Genomic DNA, 23752 nt, shown 5'->3' on the forward strand with positions numbered 1-23752 from the left:
TTAATTTCATATTAGTTTTTTGTTTTCCTGAGGTTCATTGTGGATTTGGCAACGACACACACCCTTATAAAGTATAAGCAATAGAGGAGATTGAACTACTATTCTAAGAAGTGAATACTTTAGTCATACGATAGTTTTTGAAGGTAATGCCATTTAATTCTTTGGTTTGTTTTGCTTCAGTAGTGTATCCTTGATTTTCAAAAAATGGTTTTGCTGTGATGCTGACGTCTGAAAAGAGCTTTGGTATTCCTAAGGCTATTGCTGTATGTTCACGAGCTTCTAATAAGGCCTTGCCAACTCCTTGTTTTTGATAGTCCTTATGTACATAACCTCGATTGAGGCGCCCATTTTTTTCTAAATCCGAGAATCCAATAATTTTGTTACTGTCTTTATCAACAGCTACAAAGGTATAGTTATTCGCAAGAGATTTTCGCCATTCGGATAAGTTGGGTTTTTTAGGTGCCCATACATTGAGTTGTTCTTTCGTATAATCCTTACAGTTGACAAAATGGACAGTATCATAAAATAGTTGATAGATTTCTGTTTCATCACCCGGTTCAAAAGTTCTGATATAAAATTTTTGATTTAATGTTTTAAAGGCGGGATAAAATTCTAAAGAGTTTGCAGTCCAGCGTTTCTTGAGTTCGAGGAGTATGTTTTCTGCCATTTGTTTTAAGTGAGGCAATAAATTGTTTCTGGATGCAACGTGAATAAACGCGTGCAAACGCGATAAAACTCTTGGCCTAACCCAATTTTCTTCGTCTTTCCATAATGAATTTGCTGGAACAGGTCCTGAGGGACCAACTCTGTCTTTTTCTAGAGTCGAATCAAGAAAAGGGAGGGTTTGTTGCAATAACCAGAAGCCACACGCTTCAGTATAGGCTTTAGTATATGCTAAATCATCTGATGCCGCTGGAATGGTTTGTTTGAGTTCTTCTCGATAAATAATCTCTAACGGGATGATGACTTCTTCAGGTATGGATTTGGCACACCAACATGTAGGCATGCTCATTCTAAGATAAGTACCATCGAGTAGCGCATTGCGTACAAAAGCCCATTCAAAATCAATAAGTTGCAAATCATGTGTGTCTTCATGATCAAAAACATTGTCTGGACAAATATCGCCATGGGTAAGCACAGTAAATGGGCCTGGTTTAAGTAAAGATTCAATCAGGGAATTCGCTTCATTAATGCTTTCTGTTGTTAACGGTAAATGTAACTTTTTATTCGCTGCATGCAATTTTTCGATTAAATCAGTACGCGTAAAATCCAAATCTTCTTGCAGCGTTTCAACGTTTCCATGAATTTTCTTTAACAGTGCTTCATACATTGATGTTTTACCATAACTTGCTGCATGAAAACTTCCTAATGATTTCATAAATCGATTTAAGGCACGCGTTGCCTTATCCCGGTAAGGAAGTGTTAAAGAGTCCACTAAACTTATATGCTGCCTTCCCAAATCCTCAATAAGAATAAATCGATATTCTTTATTACCACCATAAAAGCGAGGCATATTATGCATACTCTGATGAATCTGATTTGCAAACTCAAGACCTGCCCAATCGCGAGCAAAGCGAGCATAAGCCTCTTTGTCATCACGATCTGATGCTTCAGGGAGGGATTGTTTAAAAATGATGCTTCTTGGAATAGAGTTTGATTTACTCGCTAGAGTGATACGCGCCACAATATTACGTCGCTCTTTTTCACTGAGAAACTGTATGGAGTTTATTTCTACTTGGGTTGCAAAATGCTGTTGAAGCATTTGTATCGTTTTTTGTAACACTTCACGATTAATTTTTTGTTCCTGTACTGTCATGTTACTTAACCAATATGTGAGGTTTCAGCATCAGCAGATATGCTTTATCTTCGCTGTAATCAGTATGTTTAAATCTCAATTTTCATAGCAGGAAAATCGCATGATAATTATTCGTTCCTGGATCCTCAAGAAAGGTAGGAAAACTCTGTGGTTCTGTTATGAATGCACCTAAGTATAAGTTTTTATTCGATGTTTGTTGTGACTTATTGATCTAAATGGTGGCTATGGGTGGACTCGAACCACCGACCTCAGCATTATGAGTGCCGCGCTCTAACCGGCTGAGCTACATAGCCACAAGAGGCGTGATTTTGTCGTTTTAATGGAAAATTGTCAAGTCTGTTACCCTATTTTTTTTGATTTTTTTCTGATTATTCCTAGGGTATGTTGACAATTTATCCCCATCGCCTACGTGCCGCGACTTGTTCGCGGCATCCAGCCTCTCTTACTCAACGGCAAAGTTCTTCATATAGATCACGCCATTCTGGATTAAGATCCTCAATGAAATTTCACTTCTACTGCCTGCACCAATTTTTGAAACGTTTTTCACGCCGGCTTCTACATAGGTTTCATGAACCTCATAATAAACCAATTTATGTACCTTATACTTAGCTGTAAATCCTGAAATTATGTTATTTTTATGTTCCCAGACTCGTTTAATTAAATCTAACGTTGAACCGGCATATAGGTAGAATTCCAGAACCTGGATTCTATGAGTAGATCTCGCCAGGACAGCCGACGCGTGCGGTATAACATTGCTTCAACCATCATTCGAAGATTGGGCTTGTCATAAATCTGATGTTTCCAGCATGATCTCCTTTAGTTTTTGCTACAGCTCATCACTGAGCATTAGTCTAGCCATTGCAAACTCATTTTATACTTGATATTGGAATCGTTATATTATGAATTTGCTCTTATTAATCAATAGATTAGAGCAATATCTTAGGTTTGTTTTTTAATTTGACCATCTCATGGATGCCGCGAACAAGTCGCGGCACGTAGGCAAGGGGGATGAATTGTTAACATGCCCTAAGTATGCTTAATCATTTTTTATAATGGCTTAAGTTCAATAAAACAAAAGCATAATCAATAAATCGATTTAAGAAAAAAATGTCAGCCGTACTCTTAATTAGGAAATTTAGAACTTTAATTTCATAAAATACTGGACCTCTATTTATTAAAAATTATCTTAAATCAGAGGGTTAAAAACTTATTGAGTATAGCCGGGTGATTTGGCAGACTAAGGATACCCAGATACTTTTTTTGAACTCACAGAGGAGCAAAAGGTTTCTGCTAAAAATAAAGGAAAAGTCGATGCATAACATCAATCAACAAAATCAAAATCCTTTTGATGAATTAGCTAGCGAGATGCTATTGGAGATTCTTAATGCACGCAATAAAGATAAGAATTATATCCTTAAGCCAAACGATATGGTTTCTTTTGCTTTAAGTTGCAAACGTTTTAACTGGATGAGCCAGAAAGCTAATTGCTTTTTCTTCCCACACACTTATAAAGAGCTTCGGGAGAAAGCTTCGGATTACCATAACTACAAAGAAAATCAACTTGCGAAATTGAGGCTTGAACAAAGATTGCGAAACGAAAAAAGCGGCCCATTTTATTGGAATAAGACCATTAGAAATAGAATTGCCTGTTGTTTGGGCTTACTCCTGGCATCTCTTTTAGCTCTCAAATTGGATCTAAACTATGAAACTTTTTTATTAACTTCTTTAGTTTTGACCATGGTGACTATGATAGTTAACGAACTCATTATGAATCACCTGGAGTTTTCTTTAGATGTATCCAATGCGAGGAAGATTCCTCTCCAGTTTTTTGAGGAAGAAGTAGCAAGTATTCCAGGCTCATTGAGCTTGTAATTAACTAATTGGTATTAACTTTTATGCTTTAAGATCGATATCTGCATAACAATTGAGGTTCTGAGTCTAAAGTACCCGAAGTCGCATGTACAGCAGTGCTTTTCATGAGGTCTATACAGGCGCAGGCACTATTTTGGAAGTGCGCGTAGGGGAGGAGTCCTGGGTTCTGCAGTGCTTCACCCAGGATAAATTGTCTAGTAAGTTAGATGATCAATAGATACATGGCACCTGGTCCACGTAATATTTGCACTAATAACTCATTTTTTTTATGTAAGGCCATTTGTTGTAATGCTTTAACGTCTTTAATTGGCTCTTTATTCGCAGAGATAATAATGTCTCCAGGTCTTAAACCTGCACGCCATCCTGCACTTGTTTCAGAGGCACCAACGACTTGTACGCCAATAACATTACCATGAGGCGGTGTTTCTTGCTCAAAGTTTCTTAATGCCAGCCCATAAAGAAAAGGATTCTCTGATTGCAGTTTTTGTTCATGTGATTTAATGTCAGTAACGACTGCATCCAGCGTAATAGTCTTGCCATCACGTTGAACAACCATTTTAACATTTGAACCTACACGCAAGAGACTAATCGTCGTTTTTACCTGAGTCGCTTGTGTGATTTTTGTATTGTTAATTTGGGTAATAATATCGCCTGATTTTAAACCAGCACGCTCAGCAGGAGAGTTTGGATTAACTTGTGATACTAATGCACCTTGGAAATCTTCGGGATATCCAAGTGAATGAGCAAGTTCAGGTGTTAAATGCTGAACAAATATACCCATTAAGCCACGATGAATAGAACCAAATTTAATGATTTGTTGTGCTACATCCTTTGCCATGTTGATGGGGATAGCAAAACCTATTCCTACGTTACCGCCATAAGGAGAAAGAATGGCGGTATTAATCCCGATCAATTCTCCTTTTGTATTAACCAGAGCACCACCAGAATTACCTGGGTTAATTGCAGCATCTGTTTGAATAAAGTTTTCTACGCCTTCAATGTTTAAATCACTGCGTTTTAAAGCACTGATAATACCAAACGTTGCAGACTGGCTGTTGCCAAAACTGTTTAAGCCAAAAGGATTACCAATAGCTACTACAAAGTCGCCCACTTGTAGTTGATCCGAATCACCTATAGGCAAGGATTTCAGGTTTGTGGCATTAATTTTTAATATGGCCAAATCCGTTTCACTATCACTACCGACCAGTTTTGCTTTTAAGCGTCGGCCATCCTGTAAAGTAATCGTGACAAGACTCGCATTGCGGATTACGTGATCATTCGTAATAATGATCCCATGTTTTGCATCCACAATCACACCAGAACCTATGCTTTCAAATTTACGCCCTTTTTCAGGAGCTGCTTGGTGTGGTTGTCTGCTGTTTTGAGCCTCTTCATCATTTCCAGCTGCACCAGGAGATGCACTAGGAGGTAGATAACCTTGTACCGCAACATTCACAATTGCAGGCATAATATTTTTTAAAGCGGGAGCCAAACTGGGCATAGGGGTAGGCGCTGCTTCATTAGTCGCATTAGCTGCGTAAGTTAACGAGACCGTTAAAAAAAGCAGGCTACTTATAATGAATTTGATATGTTTTATCATAATTATTAATCCTGAGGTTGATCATTAAACCAAATTAAGGTAGCTATTCTACCTGTTTGTGACGTTCTTCGATAGGAATACAACTCATTTTTTAACTCAAAAGTACATAAACCAGACTGATAAACGGCTTTTATGCCTTTTAAGTTCAAAACAATTTCAGCAATTAGAGGCAAATTAGCCAGCCATTTTCCATTAACGGGGTTAAATGCCTGTTTACTTAAAGGGTATGTATCGGTAAAAGTTTGATATACTTCCTCTCCGACTTCATAACACTTTTGACAGATTGAGGGGCCTATCCAGGCTAATACCTCTGGCTCTGAACTCTCCATTTTATCGAGTGTTTTTTCAATGATACCATGCGCTAATCCCTTCCAACCAGCATGAATTGCTGCAATCTCCGTGCCTTGAACATTACAAAGCATGATAGGTAAGCAATCAGCAGTAAGAATGGCTAAAGGATGTTTCATTGAGCGGGTTATTGAGGCATCTGCATTTCTGTTTGGATCTTCTTCTGCAATAACACAATGAGTCCCATGGGTTTGATGTAACCATTGTGGCTCGCCGGGCAGTTGCAACAACTCCATAAGTTGTTGTCTGTTTTGCAGGACGTGGTGATCATTGTCCCCTACATTCAAGCCCATGTTATTACTGTCATAAGGGGCTTGACTATATCCTGATAAACGAGTTGTACTCAGGGCTGTGATATTTTTTGGTGCTGGCCAATTAGCTGGATTAGTCTTCATAATGCTGGTCCAATGTGTTAAGAAGAAGTTTAAAATCATCAGGTATTGGAGCCTTAAACGTCAACTCATTTTCTGTTTTTGGATGATAAAATGAGAGCATGCATGCATGCAGTGCTTGTCTTTTAAAGTTTTGGAGCAGGGCGCGCAATTGCTCTTTAGCTTGAGCTGGGAATCGCATACGTCCCCCGTAAAGTGGATCACCAACAACCGGGTGATGGATATAAGCCAAATGGACTCTAATTTGATGTGTTCGCCCAGTCATCAGCTTAACGTCTAATAAAGTAAAATCCTGATATTGTTTTTTTACCGAATAATGAGTTATTGCTTGCCGTCCTTGCTCTTGAACGGCCATTTTTAATCGATTTCGTGGGTTTCGTCCAAAACCAGTATCAATCGTACCGCCGGAAATAATATGGCCTTGTACTAAAGTAATGTAATGACGTTGAATTTCGCGAGCTTGCATTTGACGGATTAAAGAAGTATGTGCGGGGAGTGTTTTTGCCACGACTAATAAGCCTGTTGTATCTTTATCTAATCGATGAATAATGCCCGCTCTTGGCAAATGATGTAAGGATGGTTCATGATGCAACAATGCATTGACTAATGTGTGCTCTTTATTTCCTGCCCCAGGATGAACGACCATGTTTGCAGGTTTGTTGAGTACTAAAATGTCTTCGTCCTCATAAACAATACTTAAGGGAATTTTCTCGGCAATACAATGGTTAAAATCCTTTTCCATTAAAGTAAAATCAACATTAATCTCAATCAAATCTCCATCTAAAGCTTTGTCTTTAGGTTTACATGGCTTTTGGTTAAGCGTTATTGTACCGTTTTTAATCCAATTGCTGATTTGCGAACGTGAGTATTCAGGCAGTAAATAGGCGAGCACACTGTCAATACGTTGATTGTGATGCTCGCGCGGAACAGTTAATTGTTTATGAATATGTTCTATCATCAAATCGTTTCAGTCTCAGCTGCTACGAGGCGTCCTCGTAATGAGTTAGGTAATGCATCATTAATTTGAACGCCGACGAATTGTCCTATCAAATGAGCGGGACCATCAAAATTCACCACCCGATTGCATTCAGTACGACCAGACAGCTGTTGGGAGTCTTTTTTAGAGTGCCCAGTAACTAATATTTTCTGCGTGCTTCCTATCATAGATTGGCTGTACCGTGAGGCGTTTAATACCAGCCTGTTTTGTAATATCTGCAATCTTTGCTTTTTTACTTCCATAGGGGTTTCATCGGGTAAATTTGCAGCTGGAGTACCTGGTCTTGGACTGTAAATAAAGCTAAATGAAGTATCGAAACCTATTTCATGAACCAAATCCATAGTGTCCTGAAAATCTTTATCTGTTTCTCCTGGAAAGCCAACAATAATGTCTGTTGATAAACGAATGTCTGGGCGTACTTTCCGCAATTTTCTGATCTTGGATTTAAACTCCAAAGCAGTATAACCACGCTTCATTAACCCTAAAATGCGATCGGAACCACTTTGTACAGGCAGATGTAAATGATTCGCTAATTCAGGCACTTCTGCATAGGCATTAATTAAATTATCTGAGAACGCCAAAGGATGGGATGTAGTAAAGCGAATTCTGCCTATACCCTCTATGGCAGCAAGATAATGAATTAAAAGTGCCAGATCCGCAATATCACCATTTTCCATCACTCCACGGTAATCATTAACGTTTTGTCCCAATAAATTGATTTCTCTGACACCTTGGATTGCCAATTGATAACACTCAGCAAGTACGTCATCAAAAGGACGACTGATTTCTGTGCCGCGAGTATAAGGCACGACACAAAAACTGCAGTATTTGCTGCAGCCTTCCATAATCGAAACAAATGCCGTAGGTCCTTCAGCTCTTGGTGCTGGCAGATGATCAAATTTTTCAATTTCTGGGAAACTGATATCAACAACTGGCTTTTTCTTTTCCATTCGTTCATTAAGCAATGTGGGAAGTCGATGTAATGTTTGTGGACCAAAAACGATGTCAACAAAGGGGGCTCTTTTAATAATGTCTTCACCTTCTTGACTTGCAACACAGCCCCCCACACCAATTACCACATGAGGATTTTTAGCTTTATATTCACGCCACTGTCCTAATTGCGAAAAAACCTTCTCTTGTGCCTTTTCACGAATAGAGCACGTATTAAGCAATATCACATCTGCCTCTTCAACGTGCTCCGTTTTGACTAAGCCATGTGATTGCAACAAAACTTCTGCCATTTTAGTTGAATCGTATTCATTCATCTGGCAGCCGTTGGTTTTGATGTATAATTTTTTAGCCATATCAAATCTACTTTAAAAATGTGTAGCCTGAGTGAGAGTACAATCCGTATCAGGTAGACCTGAGTCCGGCTTTGCACCCAGGTTACTGTATCCCAGGAAGTTTCGTATTATTTCATTAATGTACACTTTGGCAATAAGTTTCTTTAATTTTGGGCAAAATAATTAAGGCAGTAAGCATTCCCAGGGGAAGAAGTGCAAGTCCCGTATGGTAAGCCTCCAATGGATATACTCTAACACTTCCATTCATTTCACCTTGCCACATTTTGTCAAGAATATAGCCAATAAGTGGCTGTGCCAGTGCAATACCTATCATGTTCATCATATTCATAAAGCTTAAACCTGTAGCGACATATTTTTTATTGCATAACTCTTTGGCTACAGTAAATGCAGGTAAAAAGCCTGCTGAGAAGATACCAAACGCAAACAACAAAATCTCCATGTAGATTGGGTTATTAATTGGAGCAAAAATAAAAATTATGGAGGTTATAAGTGCGCCGATACATCCTATGTACATAGGTGGTTTGCGTAAACCAATACGATTCGACAATATTCCCCATAAGGGGCTGGCAATTGCCCAACCGATAAACACTAAAGAAATATAATTTGCGGCAGTTGTTTTAGTGATCATCATTTTAGTCATCAAAAAGGGAACCCCCCAGAGACCACAAAAAACAGGAGTAGCCATATACATTAAACCGCCATAGCAAGCAACCAACCAAAGTTGTTTGTTTTTTATCAGTGTTAATAAACTTGGTATTAAGGGTTCTTCTTTAATAGAAGGGTGGTGAGTTTTTTCATAATTTTTAGGAGTGTCTTGAGCAATGACAATAAGCAAGACTGCCAGAATAAGACCTACAATACCCATAATGAGCATGCTGTGGCGCCAACCAAAGGATTCAATTAACAATGCCAAAGGTGCTTCCCCACCGATTGCACCTAACATTCCTATGGTAACCATGAGGCCAGTAAGTAAGGCAAAACGCTGAGCAGGAAACCAATTCGCTGCGAGCTTCATTGTACCTACAGCCGCAAATGCCGAGCCAAAACCTATCATTAGACGTGCCACACAGGCCATAAAAAAGTTATCTGTCATTCCGAATGCAATGGTACTGACAGCGCAAACTATAGTCGCTAGAGTTAATAATCGGTGTGGACCGAAATAGTCCATTAAGACACCGCCAGGTAATTGCATGGCTGCATAAGAATAGAAATAGATTCCGGATAGAATTCCTAATGTTTGGCTAGTAACGGAGAAATCCCTCATTAATTCATTACTCATAACGCTAGGGGAAACTTGTAAAAGACATTCGTAAAAATAAAATAAGCAACCTAAGCCCCATACCATCCAAGGCATTATTGATTGTATCCCAAAACTTGCTACTGAGTCGGACCGTGTATTGTAGTGTGCCATTATTTTATAACTCTCCAGATTCATCGATACGAAATTGATTTTGTATTATCACTCTTGGGCCAAGATTACAGTTTATTACTTATGGCCAGCCATCCTGGCGTTTTTCAATTTAAAAATTTTCGTATGCAGTCCTTACTTTTACGCTCTAAAACTTCACTTTGATGAAACATGTGAAATATACATTTTGAAGAAAAACTGGGAATAGTCCTGTAGATCAGGTGGTTAAACCTTGTGTTCCATTTTAATGCAGTTTTTTAAATCAAAAAGTCAACCGGCAACATTACCATACAAACATATAAATTTCATCATATAAAATATTAACAGTTTGGTTATTATTTGTCTATTGCTCGTTTGGGTAGTCCGGGGGATCAATGACTACACGGGTTCCTTTCATTCCATCCCCCGGCAGGTCAATAAATTCTTCATTTAGCCAACGCGCATCCTCAATAAACATCCTGATACAACCGTGGCTTGCTCGATATCCAGGTACATCATAACTACCATGTAACGCATAGCCTCTAAAAAAATGCATGCAATAGGGCATTAAAGCACCACCATCATTGCCATCTGATCTTCTCGGAAATACAGTGGACACACAATCAATATCTTGCTTGCGAATAACGCGAAATGAACCAGTTGGTGTATTGCAGCCTCCGATGACGCCTGGACATTTTCCTATCCCTGACGAAATAGGTCCCCACCAAAGGAGCTCACCATCTTGATCATAGGCTGCCCAAGCTAGCTTTTTTTGGCTTACATAAATTGCTTTTTCTCCTTGAGAGTCAATATATCTTGGAAAAGGAGAAACATCATAGATAGTCAAGCGGTCGATATTTTTCGGTACTGCTATAGTCATTCCCGAATGTAACGCAACATTCATACGATTAATTCGTCGTACCATGTCTCGCTCTTCGGGATTAGGGAATAGCTTTTCCCAGCTTTCACCATTTTTAATTTTCATACAAAAATAGTCCGATGAATTACATAAATTTTCACCGTATCTCGCATGAGCAAGAGCGAGTTGACTTATTGTAAATAAATAAATAGAGACGATTATTGATATCATAACTTTCATAAATGATCTCAATTGGGGTCATTATATCCTCTATAGCGGCACTTTAAAAAATAACTTTATACATGACTTTTATAGGATACTATCATGTGGAGAACTGGGTAAGAAATTCCTGGGTTTTACTGTGCAAACCCAGGCATCATTATGTTTCAAAGATAAAAATCAGGATGAAAGCGAAGAGTCAGGCTCTGAACTGCTGGGGGAAATTTTTTGCCAAGCCTCGTGAACTTGCGCAAGTAATGCATTGGATTGCGCTAACAATTCTTTATCGTTATTGAGATTTGCTTTTAATAGTAAATATTCAATATGCATGTAAATTTGGAGTAAGTTTTCTGCTATTTCACCACCTTGTTCGTGGTTTAAACTGGTTTTTAAACCCTCAATGATACTTAATGCCTTACTAATATGCTCTCCTTTTTCTTGAATTTCTTTTCGCTCAATATTGCCTTGGGCTGTGGCAATATGAGTTCGCGCACCTTGCAATAACAAGTTAATTAATTCATAAGGAGAGGCAGCATCGATACGAGTTTTTAATTCAATTGTTTTGTAGTGATTTATAACTTGTTGATTTGGATTCTTCATCGATAATGCTCCAATTATTTAGTTTTCAATTTGGGTAGATTCGACAAAATTTGAGTAAGCGTATTGCTGGTGTTTTGCATCTGCGAGATTAAGAGATCTACGGCATTCCATTGTTTATAATATCTTTTTTCAAGAGTAATGCTGCGTTCATTGATGTGTTCTTGCATTTCATCTAATTGTTGTGCCTGAGTATTTAAACGGTCTATTCGTTCCTCAATTTCACCGTCTTCATCGATTAATGAACCTAAATAGCCATCAATTAATGAGGCTAACCCATCACTGACGATAATTTGTCCTCTATCCCCAGCAAGCCCAGAAAGAACATCAATTGATAATGTACTGAAATCACCAGTACCATTTAGAGTAATTCCATCTGTTGAGTTGGCCAACACGCCTCCTAGGGTGCCTGACATGCTAATGCCTGGAGTATATTCATTTAATATGACATCATATGCTCCTGCAGCAACTTCGGTATCCAATGAATTAATTTTAATATTTGGATCGGTAGCAGTTATTTTTTTTGCAAATAAATTCTTAATATCTTGATAATTATTATTAATCGCTTCATCCAACATATCGGGATCAATTTCCAGCAAGCCATGCTTATCGCTGGTAATCCCCAGATCAGCAAGACTTTGGATGGGCCCATCAGTAGTTAATGGGTTAGTGGCTAAGTGATATATGTTTATTTTTAAATCCCTAAGCTTGTCGTCACCTTGCAATACTCCTCTTTTCCTGGTTTCCATATCGAAACCAGTTAAAGCAGTGATGAAATTGACAAAATCATTATATTTTTTGACAAAATCATTAATTAAGCCTTTGAGATGAGCTACATCTTTTTTCACGGTTAAAGTGATTGTTTTTGCCGGATCAGCTTGTTGAAGATCGAGCGTGATTCCTGTTAACGCATTTTCCAATCGATTACTGCTTTCATTCACAAGCAATCCATTAATTTGTACCTGGCTATTTTGGGCAGCCATGGTTTGACTTAAAGAGGTATTGGCGGTTGTCGGGTCATAATTCATAGCAGTTAGGCTACCTGTAATTTGCATCGCATATTGTTCACCTGTTTCGGATGAAGTTAACGTTAATCTTGAGCCAACACTATCTTGTACAATTGCTGCGGTAACACCTGTGTTTGCGGCATTGATGGCATCGCGAACTGCATTAAGGCTGTCGTTTCCTGGAGTGATATTAATTGTTACAGGAGACACTTCAGTATTTAGTGTGAATGTTGCATTGTCATTGCTGTATGTACCAAAGTTTATCGTGATGCTTCCGCTGCCTATCGAAGAACTATTGTTAGCGAAATAACCGCTTGCAAGGCTTTGCGCTTGAGCTAATTGATTCACTTTTATCTGATACAAGCCTTCAGCTGCTTGTTCTGTCACTGAGGCAGAAACATACCCAGCTTCGTTGAGTAACGAATTCATTTTATTAAATTCACTAGCATAAGATAGGGAGTTGAGTGTCGCTTGAAAATTGGATATGGCACTTTTTAATTGACCAAAAGCAGACAACTCAGTGGTAACGGAATTAAGCTTTTTATCATGTCGTACTTGTGCTGGCATGAGATCGGCTTTGACCATGCTTTCGACCATTGCTTTAATGTCCAAACCTGACCCAATGCCTGGAGTTGATAGGCCCATAATATTCCCTATTTGTTTTAGTAATCTCAATGAAATTACGTTTATCCATAAATTGCATCAAACATGTTTATCTATAGAACCACTAATTATCCCATCAAGCAAGTTAAGTAAGCCTAAATACTCATCTGAGGGTATTTTGCGTATTATTTTATCTGAGGTTTTATCAGTTACTATAGTTTGCAGAAGGCCTGTGGCATGGTCTATGGCCTGTTTCGAATCAGTATCCAGATTCAGATCCGACGTAGCGCATTTAGTCACAGGCTTAATGTTTTTATCTTTTAATTTGACTGAATCACTTTGTAGCAATTTATTATTTGCTGGAGGAATCGATTCCATAGTCATTTTTTTACTCCTTTCCCTTGATTGATACTTTAATCATTGGGATATAAAATAAGCCGAAAAGCGGCAATTGCCGCATTTCGGTTTTTACTTTCTTACAACTATCCTAGCAAGGAAAGAACAGATTGTGGCATCGCATTTGCCTGGGCCAACATTGCTGTTCCTGCCTGTTGTAAGATTTGGTTTTTAGTTAAACTTGCCATTTCTGCTGCATAGTCAGTATCTTGAATACGGCCTCGTGCTGCGGACATATTATCAGATACGTTTTGCAGGTTAGCTACTGTTGCATCAAGTCGGTTTTGCAAAGCACCTAATGCAGCGCGATTATTAGTGACACTATCTAAGGCGGCACTGATTCTCAATATTGCTTGCTCTGCACCATCCTGGGTCGTGATGTCAATACTATTCACACCATTTGTATCCAGACTGATGGTACCTGATAAACCGACATCAGCCAGAGTACCCCCTACAGAAATAGTTTGAGCAGCACTTACAGTGAGTTGTCCGCGCAGGGTTGCTGCAAATGGACCACCTGTGACTGTGAGTCCGTCAGTACCTGCAATAAATCCGGTACCACTTTCAGTTACGGCAATGTTTCTTCCATCTGCTGCAGTTAACGTCATGTCACCGCCATTTAGAGAGGCCACAACCCCTGTTTGGCTGCTTACGGCATTGATTGCATCCATAAGATCTGTATTCGTTAATGCAGTGGAGACGTCTTGGTTCGTAAATATATCAACACCGTTAATGGTCAGATTATAAGTATCCGCTGCAGTGCCACCTATAGCTCCAACAGTTTGGGTACCACTTGTTGATGCGGTTACTGTTAAACCAGGAACACCTGCAGCATTAATCGCAGCTGCTTTAGCATATGCGGATGAGCTGTCTTGGCCGTTTGCTGTTCCCACATAGTTTGCAGACGAGCTGACACTTACCGCTGGATTAGAACCAAGAGCAAGAGTAACATCAGCAGCAGCGGCGGCACTTACTTCGGTTCCTTGTTGATAAGCGATACTACCTATTGTTGAGGAGGCAATACTATTTATCGAAAATGAAAGGGTTTCACCTGCATTAGAGCCAATTTGCAGAGAAGCGTTAGTATAAGCACCATTCAAAATACTTTGCCCGTTGAATTGTGTACTCGTAGCAATATGATCCATTTCACTCAAAAGGTTATTTACTTCATTTTGTAACGCTTGACGGTTGGATTGGCTATAAGTTCCGTTTGCAGATTGAAGCGCTAATTCCCTCATGCGTTGTAAAAGATTAGTTGACTCTTGCATCGCACCTTCGGCAACCTGGGCGAGTGAAATACCGTCATTAGCATTTTTCACTGCTTGGTCCATTCCCCGAATTTGTGATGTCATATTGGTTGCAATTGCCAGCCCTGCAGCATCATCTTTTGCACTATTAATTTTTAAACCAGATGATAATCTTTGTATCGCAGTTGCCATAGCGTTACTTGATTTAGACAAGTTACGTTGAGCAATTAACGAGGGCACGTTAGTATTAATAATTTGAGCCATATTATAGTCTCCTCAGACCTAAATCCCTGGTTTGGGACATTTGTAAATTGGCAAATTCCTTTTAAATGGCGAATTTACCGTACGCAAAAAGGTTATCGGACATCCGGCAAAAAACTTTAGGCTCACCCTTGTTTTTTTAAAAAAAAATGGAAAATTTATTTATTAAAATGAATGGGTTGCATTTTTTGAACACTTTGTTTTTGTTTCTAATTCTTTCAATATTTTACTTTTTTTAACTTCAAGGCACATAACCTGGGATGAATCACAGTGCAAACGAAACCTGACCCCAGTATACGCACTGTATGCAGCTGCATAAAAAGATCATACAAAAAGAAAAATTCCAATTCGATTTCATGTGCATTTAAGAATATTTTTTTCTGTGTATAATATTACGATTCTATAATATTGGGTTCCAATTATGAGTTGGTTTAAAAAACTATTGCCTTCAAGAGTGAGTACGAGCTCCTCCCAAAAAAAAGGAGTTCCTGAAGGTTTATGGCTTAAATGTGCAGGCTGTAATGAAGTTCTTTATAGCACTGAATTAGAAAAGAATTTAATGGTCTGTCCCTCCTGTAATTTCCATCACCGGATCTCTGCACGGACTCGAATTCAGCAATTTCTTGATGAGGGAGGCCAGGAAGAGATTGCTGAATTATTGGAGCCCCAGGATCGGTTAAAGTTTAGGGACTCAAAAAAATATAAAGACAGGATCTCACAAGCACAAAAAACAACAGGTGAGAAGGAAGCTTTGATTATTGTCAAAGGTACGTTATTACAACAACCTGTAGTTGTGGGATCCTTTGAATTCAATTTTATGGGCGGCTCCATGGGAGCTACGGTAGGGGAGAAATTTGTTCGTGCAATTCAAGTAGCAACAAAAGAACAAAGAGCTTATATTTGTTTTACTGCAAGTGGTGGTGCACGGATGCAAGAAGGGCTTTTTTCCTTAATGCAAATGGCCAAAACTTCAGCTGCTCTGGCTAAATTTGCTGAAACGGGCTTACCTTTTATTGTCGTGTTGACTGATCCAACCATGGGCGGGGTTTCTGCCAGCTTTGCAAGTCTGGGAGATGTGATTATTGCTGAGCCTAATGCGTTAATTGGTTTTGCTGGTCCAAGAGTTATTGAGCAAACTGTAAGACAAACTTTACCTGAAGGGTTTCAGCGTAGCGAATTTTTGTTAGAGCATGGACATATCGACATGATTCTCGAAAGAAAAGATATCCGTCCAGTTGTTGCTGAATTGATATCTAAATTAACGCGCAAAAGTCTAGGGGATTCAGTTGCCAAAGCAGGATCGTATTAGACCGCTTACGAAACACGCTGTAAAGAGAGAGGTGCGAGAAAACACGGAGCACAGAACTGGAGTGTACACGAGCGTACATGAGGATTCGAGTACCGTATCGACGAAGCAATTCTCCTCCCCGGCAGCGTTTCGAAAAAAATCTCTTGATGAATGGTTGCATGATTTAGAAACTAGAAATACTCATGAAATACAACTTGGTTTAACGCGTATTATGGAAGTTGCACAAAAATTATGTCTGCAACGCCCATGCTGTCCTGTTATTACTGTAGCGGGTACTAATGGAAAAGGTTCAACAGTAACTGCCCTTGAAATGATTTATCATGTTGCCGGATATAAAGTTGGCGCCTACACCTCACCTCATCTTATCCAGTTTAATGAACGTATTCGAGTAAATTTAACGCCCATTTCTGATGATGACCTATGTCAAGCCTTTAGTATTATCGAAGAAGTTCGTGGAGAAACTCTTTTAACTTATTTTGAAATGACTACTTTGGCAGCATTGTGGCATTTCAAAAAAATGGAATTGGATATCATTATTCTGGAAGTGGGATTAGGTGGCCGGTTGGATGCTACGAATATTGTGGATGCAGAATTATCCATAATTACTACTATAGATTTTGATCATCAGGAGTACTTAGGAAATACACTTGATGCGATTGGTTATGAGAAAGCGGGTATCCTTCGTTCTGGTAAACCATTCATCTATGCTGATATTAATCCCCCTGCATCAGTAACTCATGTAGCGAAGCAACTTGGTGTTCCTGCCTATTTGTGGAGCCAAGAATTCTCTATTCAAGAAGAAAATTCTGTCTGGAATCTTCATTACGAGGAAAAAATGAAGCTTTCCTCTGTTTATGGATTGCCTAAACCATCAATACAGCTCAAATCAGCTGCTGCTGCAATTACTGCAGGTGTTTTACTTGAACATCATCTGCCAGTGACACGTACCCATTTTCAAATTGCCATGCAGCGTATTTATATTCCCGGTCGTTTGCAATTGCATAAAGACAAGGTGAGCACTTTATTTGATGTGTCTCATAATCCTCAATCGGCAAGATTACTTGCAGATACTTTGCGCATGATGAAGAAAATAAAAATTCACGCTGTTTTTTCTGCATTAAAAGATAAGGATATTTTGGGCCTGATTATGTCTTTGAAGGATTGTGTTGAGAGATGGTATCCTGCACAATTGGATAATAAACGTGCTGTTAGTGGAGATGTGCTGCTCACCTTTTTTAAGGATGCAGAAATTCCTGTGGGAATTTGTTATAATAACCCCTTTGCAGCTTTTGAAGCCGCATTGGAACAAGCTAAACCTGGTGACTTAATTGTTGTTTATGGGTCATTTTTTACTGTGAGTCATGTTATGGCTAATAGGAGATTCAATGAAATTAGTAATTGATGAGAAGCTAAAACATCGTTTGGTTGGTGTGGCTGTTGTTTTATCATTAGGTGCAATTTTTCTGCCTGCAATGATGAAGAAATCAAGTCAACGCCTTGAAAATAATTTTAGTGTAAAGGTACAGCTACCTCCTAAACCAACAACTCCTGATGTAGCGATAACGGATGAAAAGGAGATGTTTAAAACCATAAAAATAGCCAAGATTGAAATTCCTCCTGCCGTAGAACAAAAAAAGTTAAATCCAGAAAAAGAAGACATCATTCAATCCGTTCAAAAAGCTGATGATGCCGCTATTTCTGTTGCTAAGGCAGAGGCAACTAAGGCGAATACTGTAGTTGTAGCGAAACCCATAGAGTTAGCATTAAGCAATGCCGCGCAAAATGTTGTTAAAAAACAAGTAAAAGTAGTAGCTGCAACAATACCAGCTAAATCGGCTACACCCTTTAAACCGGTAGCAAATGTGAGTCCTAAAACGATTAAAAAACCGGTAATTGCTCAAGTAAATACAAGCGATACTAAAAATTACAAAAGAAATATATATGCTGTTCAACTGGCCTCGTTTTCAAAGTTAGCCAATGCCCAATCCTTAGTTAGTAAATTACGTAGCAAAGGATATAAAGCAAGTTACATCAAAACTGCTGGACGACAAGGGGTTATTTATAAAGTTTATGCAGGACATTCACCTATTAAAAGTGATGTAATGAAATTGAAAATTCAATTGGCAAGTGCCCTGCAGTTGAATGGTTTTGTAGTCAATACTGGAGTTAGCTAACCATGCAATTTCAATGGGTTGATTTAATTTTTATAGTAATAATTGGTTTATCCTCAATTACTGGTTTGTTAAGAGGATTTATTAAAGAATTTATTGCTTTGGGAGTATGGATATTAGCAGTATGGGTAGGTTATAACTACTCAGGAGCTCTTAATCCCTATCTGCAACCATATATCCAAGATCAATCAATTCGTACAATATTAGGTTTTATTATTGTTGTACTTGGTGTTTTAATCGCTGGGGGTATTGCTAATGCGATACTTGGCCTTTTTTTAAGGGGAAGCGGTTTAGGTGCTATGGATAAAGTTTTGGGCGGTATTTTTGGCTTTGCCCGTGGCGTTTTCATTCTTTCTCTTATCTTCGCAATACTCAGCATGACTTCTTTGCCATATCAGCAATACGTTCAAAGCTCCAGAATTTATAATCAGCTTGTACCGGTTATAAACTGGATATCTGGTTCTTTACCCGGTTTAATTAATAAAGCTAAACAAACGGTATCGGCAAATGAGTCCTTTAATTTTATTGATATAAGCCCTGATCTTTGATGTATTCATAGACTGTGTGAGGGAGCATGTTTTTAACATCAGCTCCCTTTTCTATTTCTTCCCGAATGAAAGTGGAGGAAATATCATAATTGCCTGCATCAAATAAAAAGACACTTCCAGCTTGTGTGTTTAAGAGTTCTATTTTGCTTTTAATCTGATGCTTTTCTAAAAATTCCTGCATAATTTCTGGGACAGCTTGTCTGGCAAACTCTTTTCTATTGATTACTAGTAAATTCGCTAGAGTAATAATTTTCTCCCACTGATGCCAACGGGGTAATGATAGAAAGGCATCATATCCAATAATCAAAGTTATCGATGCTTTTGAGTATTCCAGCCTAAAACTTTTCAAAGTTTCAACCATATAAGAGGGGGTGTCGCGTTCTATCTCTCGTAAATCTAGCTTAAAGTCTGGTATCTCTTTAATTGCCAACTTTAACATTTCCACTCTTTGCTCATTGTTAGCTAGCGTTGGAGGCTTTATAGTTGGTGTTTTACAGGGAAGAAAGATATACGAGTCAAATTTAATATGTGTTTGAATAAATTTGCTGGCCTGCAAATGACCATTATGTATGGGATCAAAGGTGCCGCCAAAAATAGCTATGCTGTGCATGTGTCACCCATTAATTTCCCCAGACAAAGCGAGAGGGCAGCGTTTTCGAGGGAATTCCATACTTGGCTATATGAGCTATTCGATTTAATACGCTCGTCGATAGAGTAACAATATCGATGAAGCTGCTGCAATATTGCTTGATTAAATCGATTACAACATATTTTATAGAGGTTGACACGCTGGGGCCAAATTTTTAATTGGCTGCATGCATTTTGAATATCAACTTTCTTTTCCATTAAATAAGACAGCTGTATGATTAATCTTATTTCCTGACTAAGCATCCATAAGACTAAAGTAGCTTCTGTCTTATTATTTGCCGCATGACGTAAAATCTGAATCGCCTTATCCCCTTGGCCAAGGAGACATGCATCGACTAACTCGAAAAGATTATGGTCACATTGATCGGATAAGTGCTCCAATACGTGTTGCGCCTCAATTTTGCTGTTAGGAGTATAAGATAATGCTATTTTTTCAATGGCTTGTGCACAAGCCAGCATATTTCCCTGTGTATATTGGTGAATTAAATCGGGAATTTGCAGATCATAACTCATGAAATTTTTCTTTAACTGCGTGACTATCCAACTTTTCATTGCTTCTGAATTAAGCGGATAGGATAGGACAAGTGCAGCCTGTTGATGAGATGATATCCACTGTAATTGTTTCGCAGGTACATTCGGCGCTCTAATAACAATGAAGCAACGTGAATTAATTAAGTTAAGGTATTCCGTGAGAATTTTCTTTCCCGTAGCGTCTATGGATTTCTTATCATAAAAAATATTTAAGAGTACGGTATCTGAAAATAAGGAGTAACTGTTTGCTTCTTCCTTTACAGTATTCCAATCCTCTGCTGACTGGATGGATATGAGTTGCTCATCATAGTTATAATTTTTTTGGATGGCTGACTTTATAGTAGCTAAAGACTCTTCCAGCAAGTAATTATCTTGCCCAATAATTATATAGAGCGGGGCAATTTTTTTTTCTACTTGCTGGGCAAGCATTTGTTGTTTGATTTGCATGATAATTTTAGTTTAAGCATGTGCAGTGTCGTTTTTTTCTTACCCCACGCTACCTGTTCTCTTTTCTGAGGTTAGGTTCTTGCAGATGGCTAAGTCGATAAATTATTTGGGTCACAGCATCTTGCTTCATTTCTCCAATTAAAATACTTTCTTCATCTTTAGAACCTAGAATTCTGTTATTATTTAATATAAGTTCCCGGGAAATACTTATTCTACCAGGAGCATTAATAACTTGGCCTGCGCGTGTTTTCAATACAAATACTACAGTTAAAGTTAAAGTATATTGGCGTGGATTTGTACTTGCTCCAACACTGATGATCTGTTGTTGTAAGTTAACCTCATTAACAATTAACCAATATCGTGCTCGAGAGGGATCAGGATTCACTTCAACATTGGATCCTTCCAGTCGGGATTGCAGTATTGAGACGAATTGTTTGTCATCGTTTTCAGAAATAATAGCTACATTATTAAGCCATCCAGGGACATTGTCCATACCTCGTAGATGAAACCCACAAGCTGATAGTAATAATAAGAGCAGTAACGGTATTAGACAGCGTAAAACTGCAATTTGATGTTTTTGTTGTTCAAGTCCCACAAATTGTACGCGAAGTCCATGCGGGACTTTAGAAACACCAGATTGGCCATACTTCATTAGTTAACAACCAAATTAATTAATTGCCTGTGTGCAACAACGATTGCTTTTTTTACTATTTTATCAGCCAGAAAATCTTTTACATGTTCTTTGGCTGCAGCAATTAATGTTTCTTCTGCAGCATCTACAGCCGCGGTAAATTGAGCTCTTAGTTTCCCATTAACTTGAACTACATAATCCACTTCATCAGTTTTCAGGGCACCTTTATCTACTCTTGGCCAGTTTGCATCAATAATTGCTTTTTCAAAGCCTAATTGTTGCCAGATATGATGGGTAATATGTGGTGTTATAGGAGCCAATAACCGCAACAGTATACTCATGCTGGAGTGAATAAAGAATTTATCTTCTTCAGTTTCTATAGAATAGCTCGATATTTCATTAAACAGCTTCATGCAGCCTGAAACTACTGTATTGAACTGATTTCGATCATAATCATGTGTCGCTTGTGCGAGAGTTTGGTGCACAACAAGACGTGATTTTTTTAGCCGACTTTCTACTTGCTGCCAGTTCACATGTCCATTGCCACTTAGAATGATGTCATTGATTTCAATGAACATATTTTGATGCTGATGGGCAAAAGCCCAGACGCGTTTTAGAAAACGGTGCGCGCCTTCAACAGCAGTATCTGACCACTCTAATGATTGCTCAGGAGGTGCAGCAAACATAACAAATAGGCGTGCAGTGTCAGCTCCATAAGTATCAATAAGATGATTGGGATCGACGACATTTCCCACAGACTTAGACATTTTATGTCCGTCTTTTAAAACCATCCCTTGGGTTAACAGCGCTTTAAATGGTTCATCCGAATTCACTAAACCTTCATCACGCATCAGCTTGTGGAAAAAGCGAGCGTAAAGTAAATGCATTACCGCATGTTCAATTCCACCCACATATTGATCTACAGGAGTCCAATATTTTGCTCGATCATCAAGCATGGCATTTTCCTGACCTTTACATGCAAAACGAGCATAATACCAAGATGACTCTACAAAAGTATCAAAAGTATCTGTCTCGCGAGATGCATCCTGACCGCATTTGGGACAGCTTACGTTAACAAATTCTGGACATTGAGCAAGGGGTGAGCCGGTTCCAGTGATTGTTACATTTTCAGGAAGAATTACTGGAAGATCTTCGTCTGGAACAGGTACAGTACCACATTGTTCGCATAAAATCATGGGAATAGGGGTGCCCCAATATCTTTGTCTTGATACGCCCCAGTCACGCAACCTATAGTTAATTGTTGCTTTTCCTGCATCATGTTCCTCAAGGAAACTGGTTATAGTTTCCACTGCTTGGGAGGAGCTTAATCCATCAAATTGACCTGAGTTAATTAATGTCCCTTCTTCGGTATAAGCAGATTTGCTTAAGTCATGTTTTTTGTCATTTGCAGGTTTAATAACTTCCTTAATAGGCAATTGGTATTTGCGTGCAAATTCCCAGTCTCTTTGATCGTGTGCTGGGACTGACATTACAGCTCCAGAACCGTATTGCATAAGCACAAAATTTGCCACCCATATCGGTAGTTCTTCACCAGTAATAGGATGGACTGCCGACATCCCCGTATCAATACCTCGTTTTTCCATGGTAGCAAGTTCTGCTTCAGCCATTTTAGTACCTTGACAACTGTCAATGAACTCTTTGACTTCCTTATGAGCACTTGCTGCTTCCTTGGCAAGGGGATGATCCGTTGCTACTGCAAGGTAGGTTGCCCCCATTAAGGTATCAGGGCGGGTTGTATATATTTTTAATCGTTTGGGATAATTATTGACATTGAAATGAATTTCGGTTCCAGTTGAGCGGCCTATCCAGTTGCGTTGCATTTGTTTTACTTGTGCAGGCCATTCGTCCAATGTATCTAGTGAACTGAGGAGCTCGTCAGCATAAGCTGTAATTTTAATAAACCATTGGGAAATTTCTTTCCGCTCCACAAGAGCGCCAGAACGCCAGCCGCGCCCATCGACGACTTGTTCGTTTGCCAAAACGGTTTGATCCACAGGATCCCAATTTACCACGGCATTTTTTTTGTACACTAACCCTTTTTCGAATAATCGAATAAAAAACCATTGCTCCCATCGATAATATTCTGGGGCACAAGTACAAATTTCACGTCGCCAATCATAGGCATTACCAAGACGTAAGAATTGTTTTTTCATGGACTCTATATTTTTTTTGGTCCATTCAGCAGGAGGGATTCCGTTTTTGATGGCTGCATTTTCAGCAGGCAAGCCAAATGCATCCCAACCTATGGGTTGAAGCACATTTTTACCCAAAGCACGTTGATAACGGGCAATAACATCACCGATGGTGTAGTTACGAACATGCCCCATGTGCAATGTCCCACTTGGGTAGGGAAACATGGATAAACAATAAAATTTCTCTCTGTTTAAATCTTCTGAAACATTAAATGATTGTTTTTTATGCCAATACTGTTGAGCTTGTTCCTCAACTTCTTGTGGTATATAGGTATTATCCATAGTCCGATTTTTTAAGTGACTCTAAATCGCTAAGGATAACTCCTCTTGTGTCTGCCAGCAATAGATT

At 38.8% G+C, this 23752-nt stretch carries 20 protein-coding genes, 1 tRNA gene and 2 pseudogenes; 5 read left to right on the forward strand and 18 right to left on the reverse strand.

From position 1 onward, the window contains the following. Positions 1 to 103: 103 nt before the first annotated feature. From FOLKNPGA_RS07560 to FOLKNPGA_RS18900, 4 genes and pseudogenes are all read right to left on the reverse strand, one after another. Positions 104 to 1816 (reverse strand): GNAT family N-acetyltransferase, encoded by a 1713-nt coding sequence (locus FOLKNPGA_RS07560; protein ID WP_255466069.1) that lies wholly within the window; start codon positions 1814 to 1816, stop codon positions 104 to 106. Positions 1817 to 2032: 216 nt separating this feature from the next. After that, positions 2033 to 2109, reverse strand: a tRNA-Met gene (locus FOLKNPGA_RS07565). A 213-nt stretch (positions 2110 to 2322) separates the two neighbouring features. Next, positions 2323 to 2543: pseudogene (locus FOLKNPGA_RS18895) on the reverse strand (GIY-YIG nuclease family protein). After that, a pseudogene (locus FOLKNPGA_RS18900) lies at positions 2483 to 2624 on the reverse strand (IS5/IS1182 family transposase); the annotation flags it as partial. The pseudogenes FOLKNPGA_RS18895 and FOLKNPGA_RS18900, both read right to left, overlap by 61 nt. Positions 2625 to 3127: 503 nt before the next feature. Between FOLKNPGA_RS18900 and FOLKNPGA_RS07580 the strand changes: the two are divergent. Beyond that, entirely contained in the window at positions 3128 to 3688 is a 561-nt protein-coding gene (locus FOLKNPGA_RS07580; protein WP_182352462.1) for a hypothetical protein, read from the forward strand. A 202-nt stretch (positions 3689 to 3890) separates the two neighbouring features. Here the strand turns inward: FOLKNPGA_RS07580 and FOLKNPGA_RS07585 are convergent, their stop codons facing one another. The 10 genes from FOLKNPGA_RS07585 to FOLKNPGA_RS07630 all read right to left on the reverse strand — a co-directional run bounded on the left by FOLKNPGA_RS07585 (position 3891) and on the right by FOLKNPGA_RS07630 (position 14908). Then, positions 3891 to 5288: a Do family serine endopeptidase gene (locus tag FOLKNPGA_RS07585; RefSeq protein ID WP_182352463.1), complete on the reverse strand. Its 1398-nt coding sequence runs from the start codon at positions 5286 to 5288 to the stop codon at positions 3891 to 3893. Positions 5289 to 5293: 5 nt separating this feature from the next. Then, positions 5294 to 6031, reverse strand: a complete 738-nt coding sequence (gene pgeF / locus FOLKNPGA_RS07590) for a peptidoglycan editing factor PgeF (RefSeq protein WP_182352464.1) — start codon at positions 6029 to 6031, stop codon at positions 5294 to 5296. Continuing rightward, positions 6021 to 6986, reverse strand: coding sequence for a 23S rRNA pseudouridine(1911/1915/1917) synthase RluD (gene rluD / locus FOLKNPGA_RS07595; protein ID WP_182352465.1), 966 nt, complete (start codon positions 6984 to 6986; stop codon positions 6021 to 6023). The genes pgeF and rluD overlap by 11 nt, the downstream gene beginning before the upstream one ends. Further along, positions 6986 to 8329, reverse strand: coding sequence for a tRNA (N6-isopentenyl adenosine(37)-C2)-methylthiotransferase MiaB (gene miaB / locus FOLKNPGA_RS07600; protein ID WP_182352466.1), 1344 nt, complete (start codon positions 8327 to 8329; stop codon positions 6986 to 6988). The genes rluD and miaB overlap by 1 nt, the downstream gene beginning before the upstream one ends. Before the next feature lie 115 nt (positions 8330 to 8444). Further along, positions 8445 to 9740, reverse strand: coding sequence for an MFS transporter (locus FOLKNPGA_RS07605; protein ID WP_182352467.1), 1296 nt, complete (start codon positions 9738 to 9740; stop codon positions 8445 to 8447). A gap of 340 nt (positions 9741 to 10080) precedes the next feature. Then, on the reverse strand, positions 10081 to 10815 hold the full coding sequence (locus tag FOLKNPGA_RS07610) for a L,D-transpeptidase (RefSeq protein ID WP_182352468.1): 735 nt from the start codon (positions 10813 to 10815) through the stop codon (positions 10081 to 10083). 159 nt (positions 10816 to 10974) lie between these two features. Continuing rightward, positions 10975 to 11394, reverse strand: a complete 420-nt coding sequence (fliS, locus tag FOLKNPGA_RS07615; RefSeq protein WP_182352469.1) for a flagellar export chaperone FliS — start codon at positions 11392 to 11394, stop codon at positions 10975 to 10977. A 14-nt stretch (positions 11395 to 11408) separates the two neighbouring features. After that, complete coding sequence (gene fliD / locus FOLKNPGA_RS07620; RefSeq protein ID WP_182352470.1) at positions 11409 to 13043, reverse strand: flagellar filament capping protein FliD; 1635 nt, start codon at positions 13041 to 13043, stop codon at positions 11409 to 11411. A 57-nt stretch (positions 13044 to 13100) separates the two neighbouring features. Next, positions 13101 to 13385: a flagellar protein FlaG gene (locus tag FOLKNPGA_RS07625; protein WP_182352471.1), complete on the reverse strand. Its 285-nt coding sequence runs from the start codon at positions 13383 to 13385 to the stop codon at positions 13101 to 13103. 98 nt (positions 13386 to 13483) lie between these two features. Next, positions 13484 to 14908 carry a flagellin gene (locus FOLKNPGA_RS07630; protein WP_182352472.1) on the reverse strand — a complete coding sequence of 475 codons (1425 nt, stop codon included), beginning with the start codon at positions 14906 to 14908 and terminating at the stop codon, positions 13484 to 13486. A 418-nt stretch (positions 14909 to 15326) separates the two neighbouring features. Between FOLKNPGA_RS07630 and accD the strand changes: the two genes are divergently transcribed. From accD to FOLKNPGA_RS07650, 4 genes are all read left to right on the forward strand, one after another. Further along, positions 15327 to 16214 carry an acetyl-CoA carboxylase, carboxyltransferase subunit beta gene (gene accD / locus FOLKNPGA_RS07635; RefSeq protein ID WP_182352473.1) on the forward strand — a complete coding sequence of 296 codons (888 nt, stop codon included), beginning with the start codon at positions 15327 to 15329 and terminating at the stop codon, positions 16212 to 16214. Positions 16215 to 16368: 154 nt separating this feature from the next. After that, positions 16369 to 17616 (forward strand): bifunctional tetrahydrofolate synthase/dihydrofolate synthase, encoded by a 1248-nt coding sequence (folC, locus tag FOLKNPGA_RS07640; RefSeq protein ID WP_370529201.1) that lies wholly within the window; start codon positions 16369 to 16371, stop codon positions 17614 to 17616. After that, the gene (locus tag FOLKNPGA_RS07645) at positions 17600 to 18388 is read left to right on the forward strand and encodes an SPOR domain-containing protein (protein WP_182352475.1); all 789 of its coding nucleotides are present in this window, start codon (positions 17600 to 17602) and stop codon (positions 18386 to 18388) included. The genes folC and FOLKNPGA_RS07645 overlap by 17 nt, the downstream gene beginning before the upstream one ends. Before the next feature lie 2 nt (positions 18389 to 18390). After that, positions 18391 to 18933, forward strand: coding sequence for a CvpA family protein (locus tag FOLKNPGA_RS07650; protein WP_182352476.1), 543 nt, complete (start codon positions 18391 to 18393; stop codon positions 18931 to 18933). Here the strand turns inward: FOLKNPGA_RS07650 and nadD are convergent. The 4 genes from nadD to leuS are packed head-to-tail and all read right to left on the reverse strand — an operon-like array spanning position 18908 to position 23685. After that, a complete protein-coding gene (nadD, locus tag FOLKNPGA_RS07655) occupies positions 18908 to 19543 on the reverse strand; it encodes a nicotinate-nucleotide adenylyltransferase (RefSeq protein WP_182352477.1) in 636 nt (211 codons plus the stop codon). The two genes, FOLKNPGA_RS07650 and nadD, sit on opposite strands and share 26 nt — an antisense overlap. After that, positions 19531 to 20559 (reverse strand): DNA polymerase III subunit delta, encoded by a 1029-nt coding sequence (gene holA, locus FOLKNPGA_RS07660; protein WP_182352478.1) that lies wholly within the window; start codon positions 20557 to 20559, stop codon positions 19531 to 19533. Before holA ends, nadD begins: the two co-directional genes overlap by 13 nt. Before the next feature lie 49 nt (positions 20560 to 20608). After that, positions 20609 to 21211, reverse strand: a complete 603-nt coding sequence (gene lptE / locus FOLKNPGA_RS07665) for an LPS assembly lipoprotein LptE (RefSeq protein ID WP_255466070.1) — start codon at positions 21209 to 21211, stop codon at positions 20609 to 20611. Next, positions 21211 to 23685, reverse strand: a complete 2475-nt coding sequence (gene leuS / locus FOLKNPGA_RS07670; RefSeq protein ID WP_182352479.1) for a leucine--tRNA ligase — start codon at positions 23683 to 23685, stop codon at positions 21211 to 21213. The genes lptE and leuS overlap by 1 nt, the downstream gene beginning before the upstream one ends. Positions 23686 to 23752: the final 67 nt, after the last annotated feature.

This window comes from Legionella sp. PC1000, from assembly GCF_014109805.1.
GTDB classification, from domain to species: Bacteria; Pseudomonadota; Gammaproteobacteria; order Legionellales; family Legionellaceae; genus Legionella; species Legionella resiliens.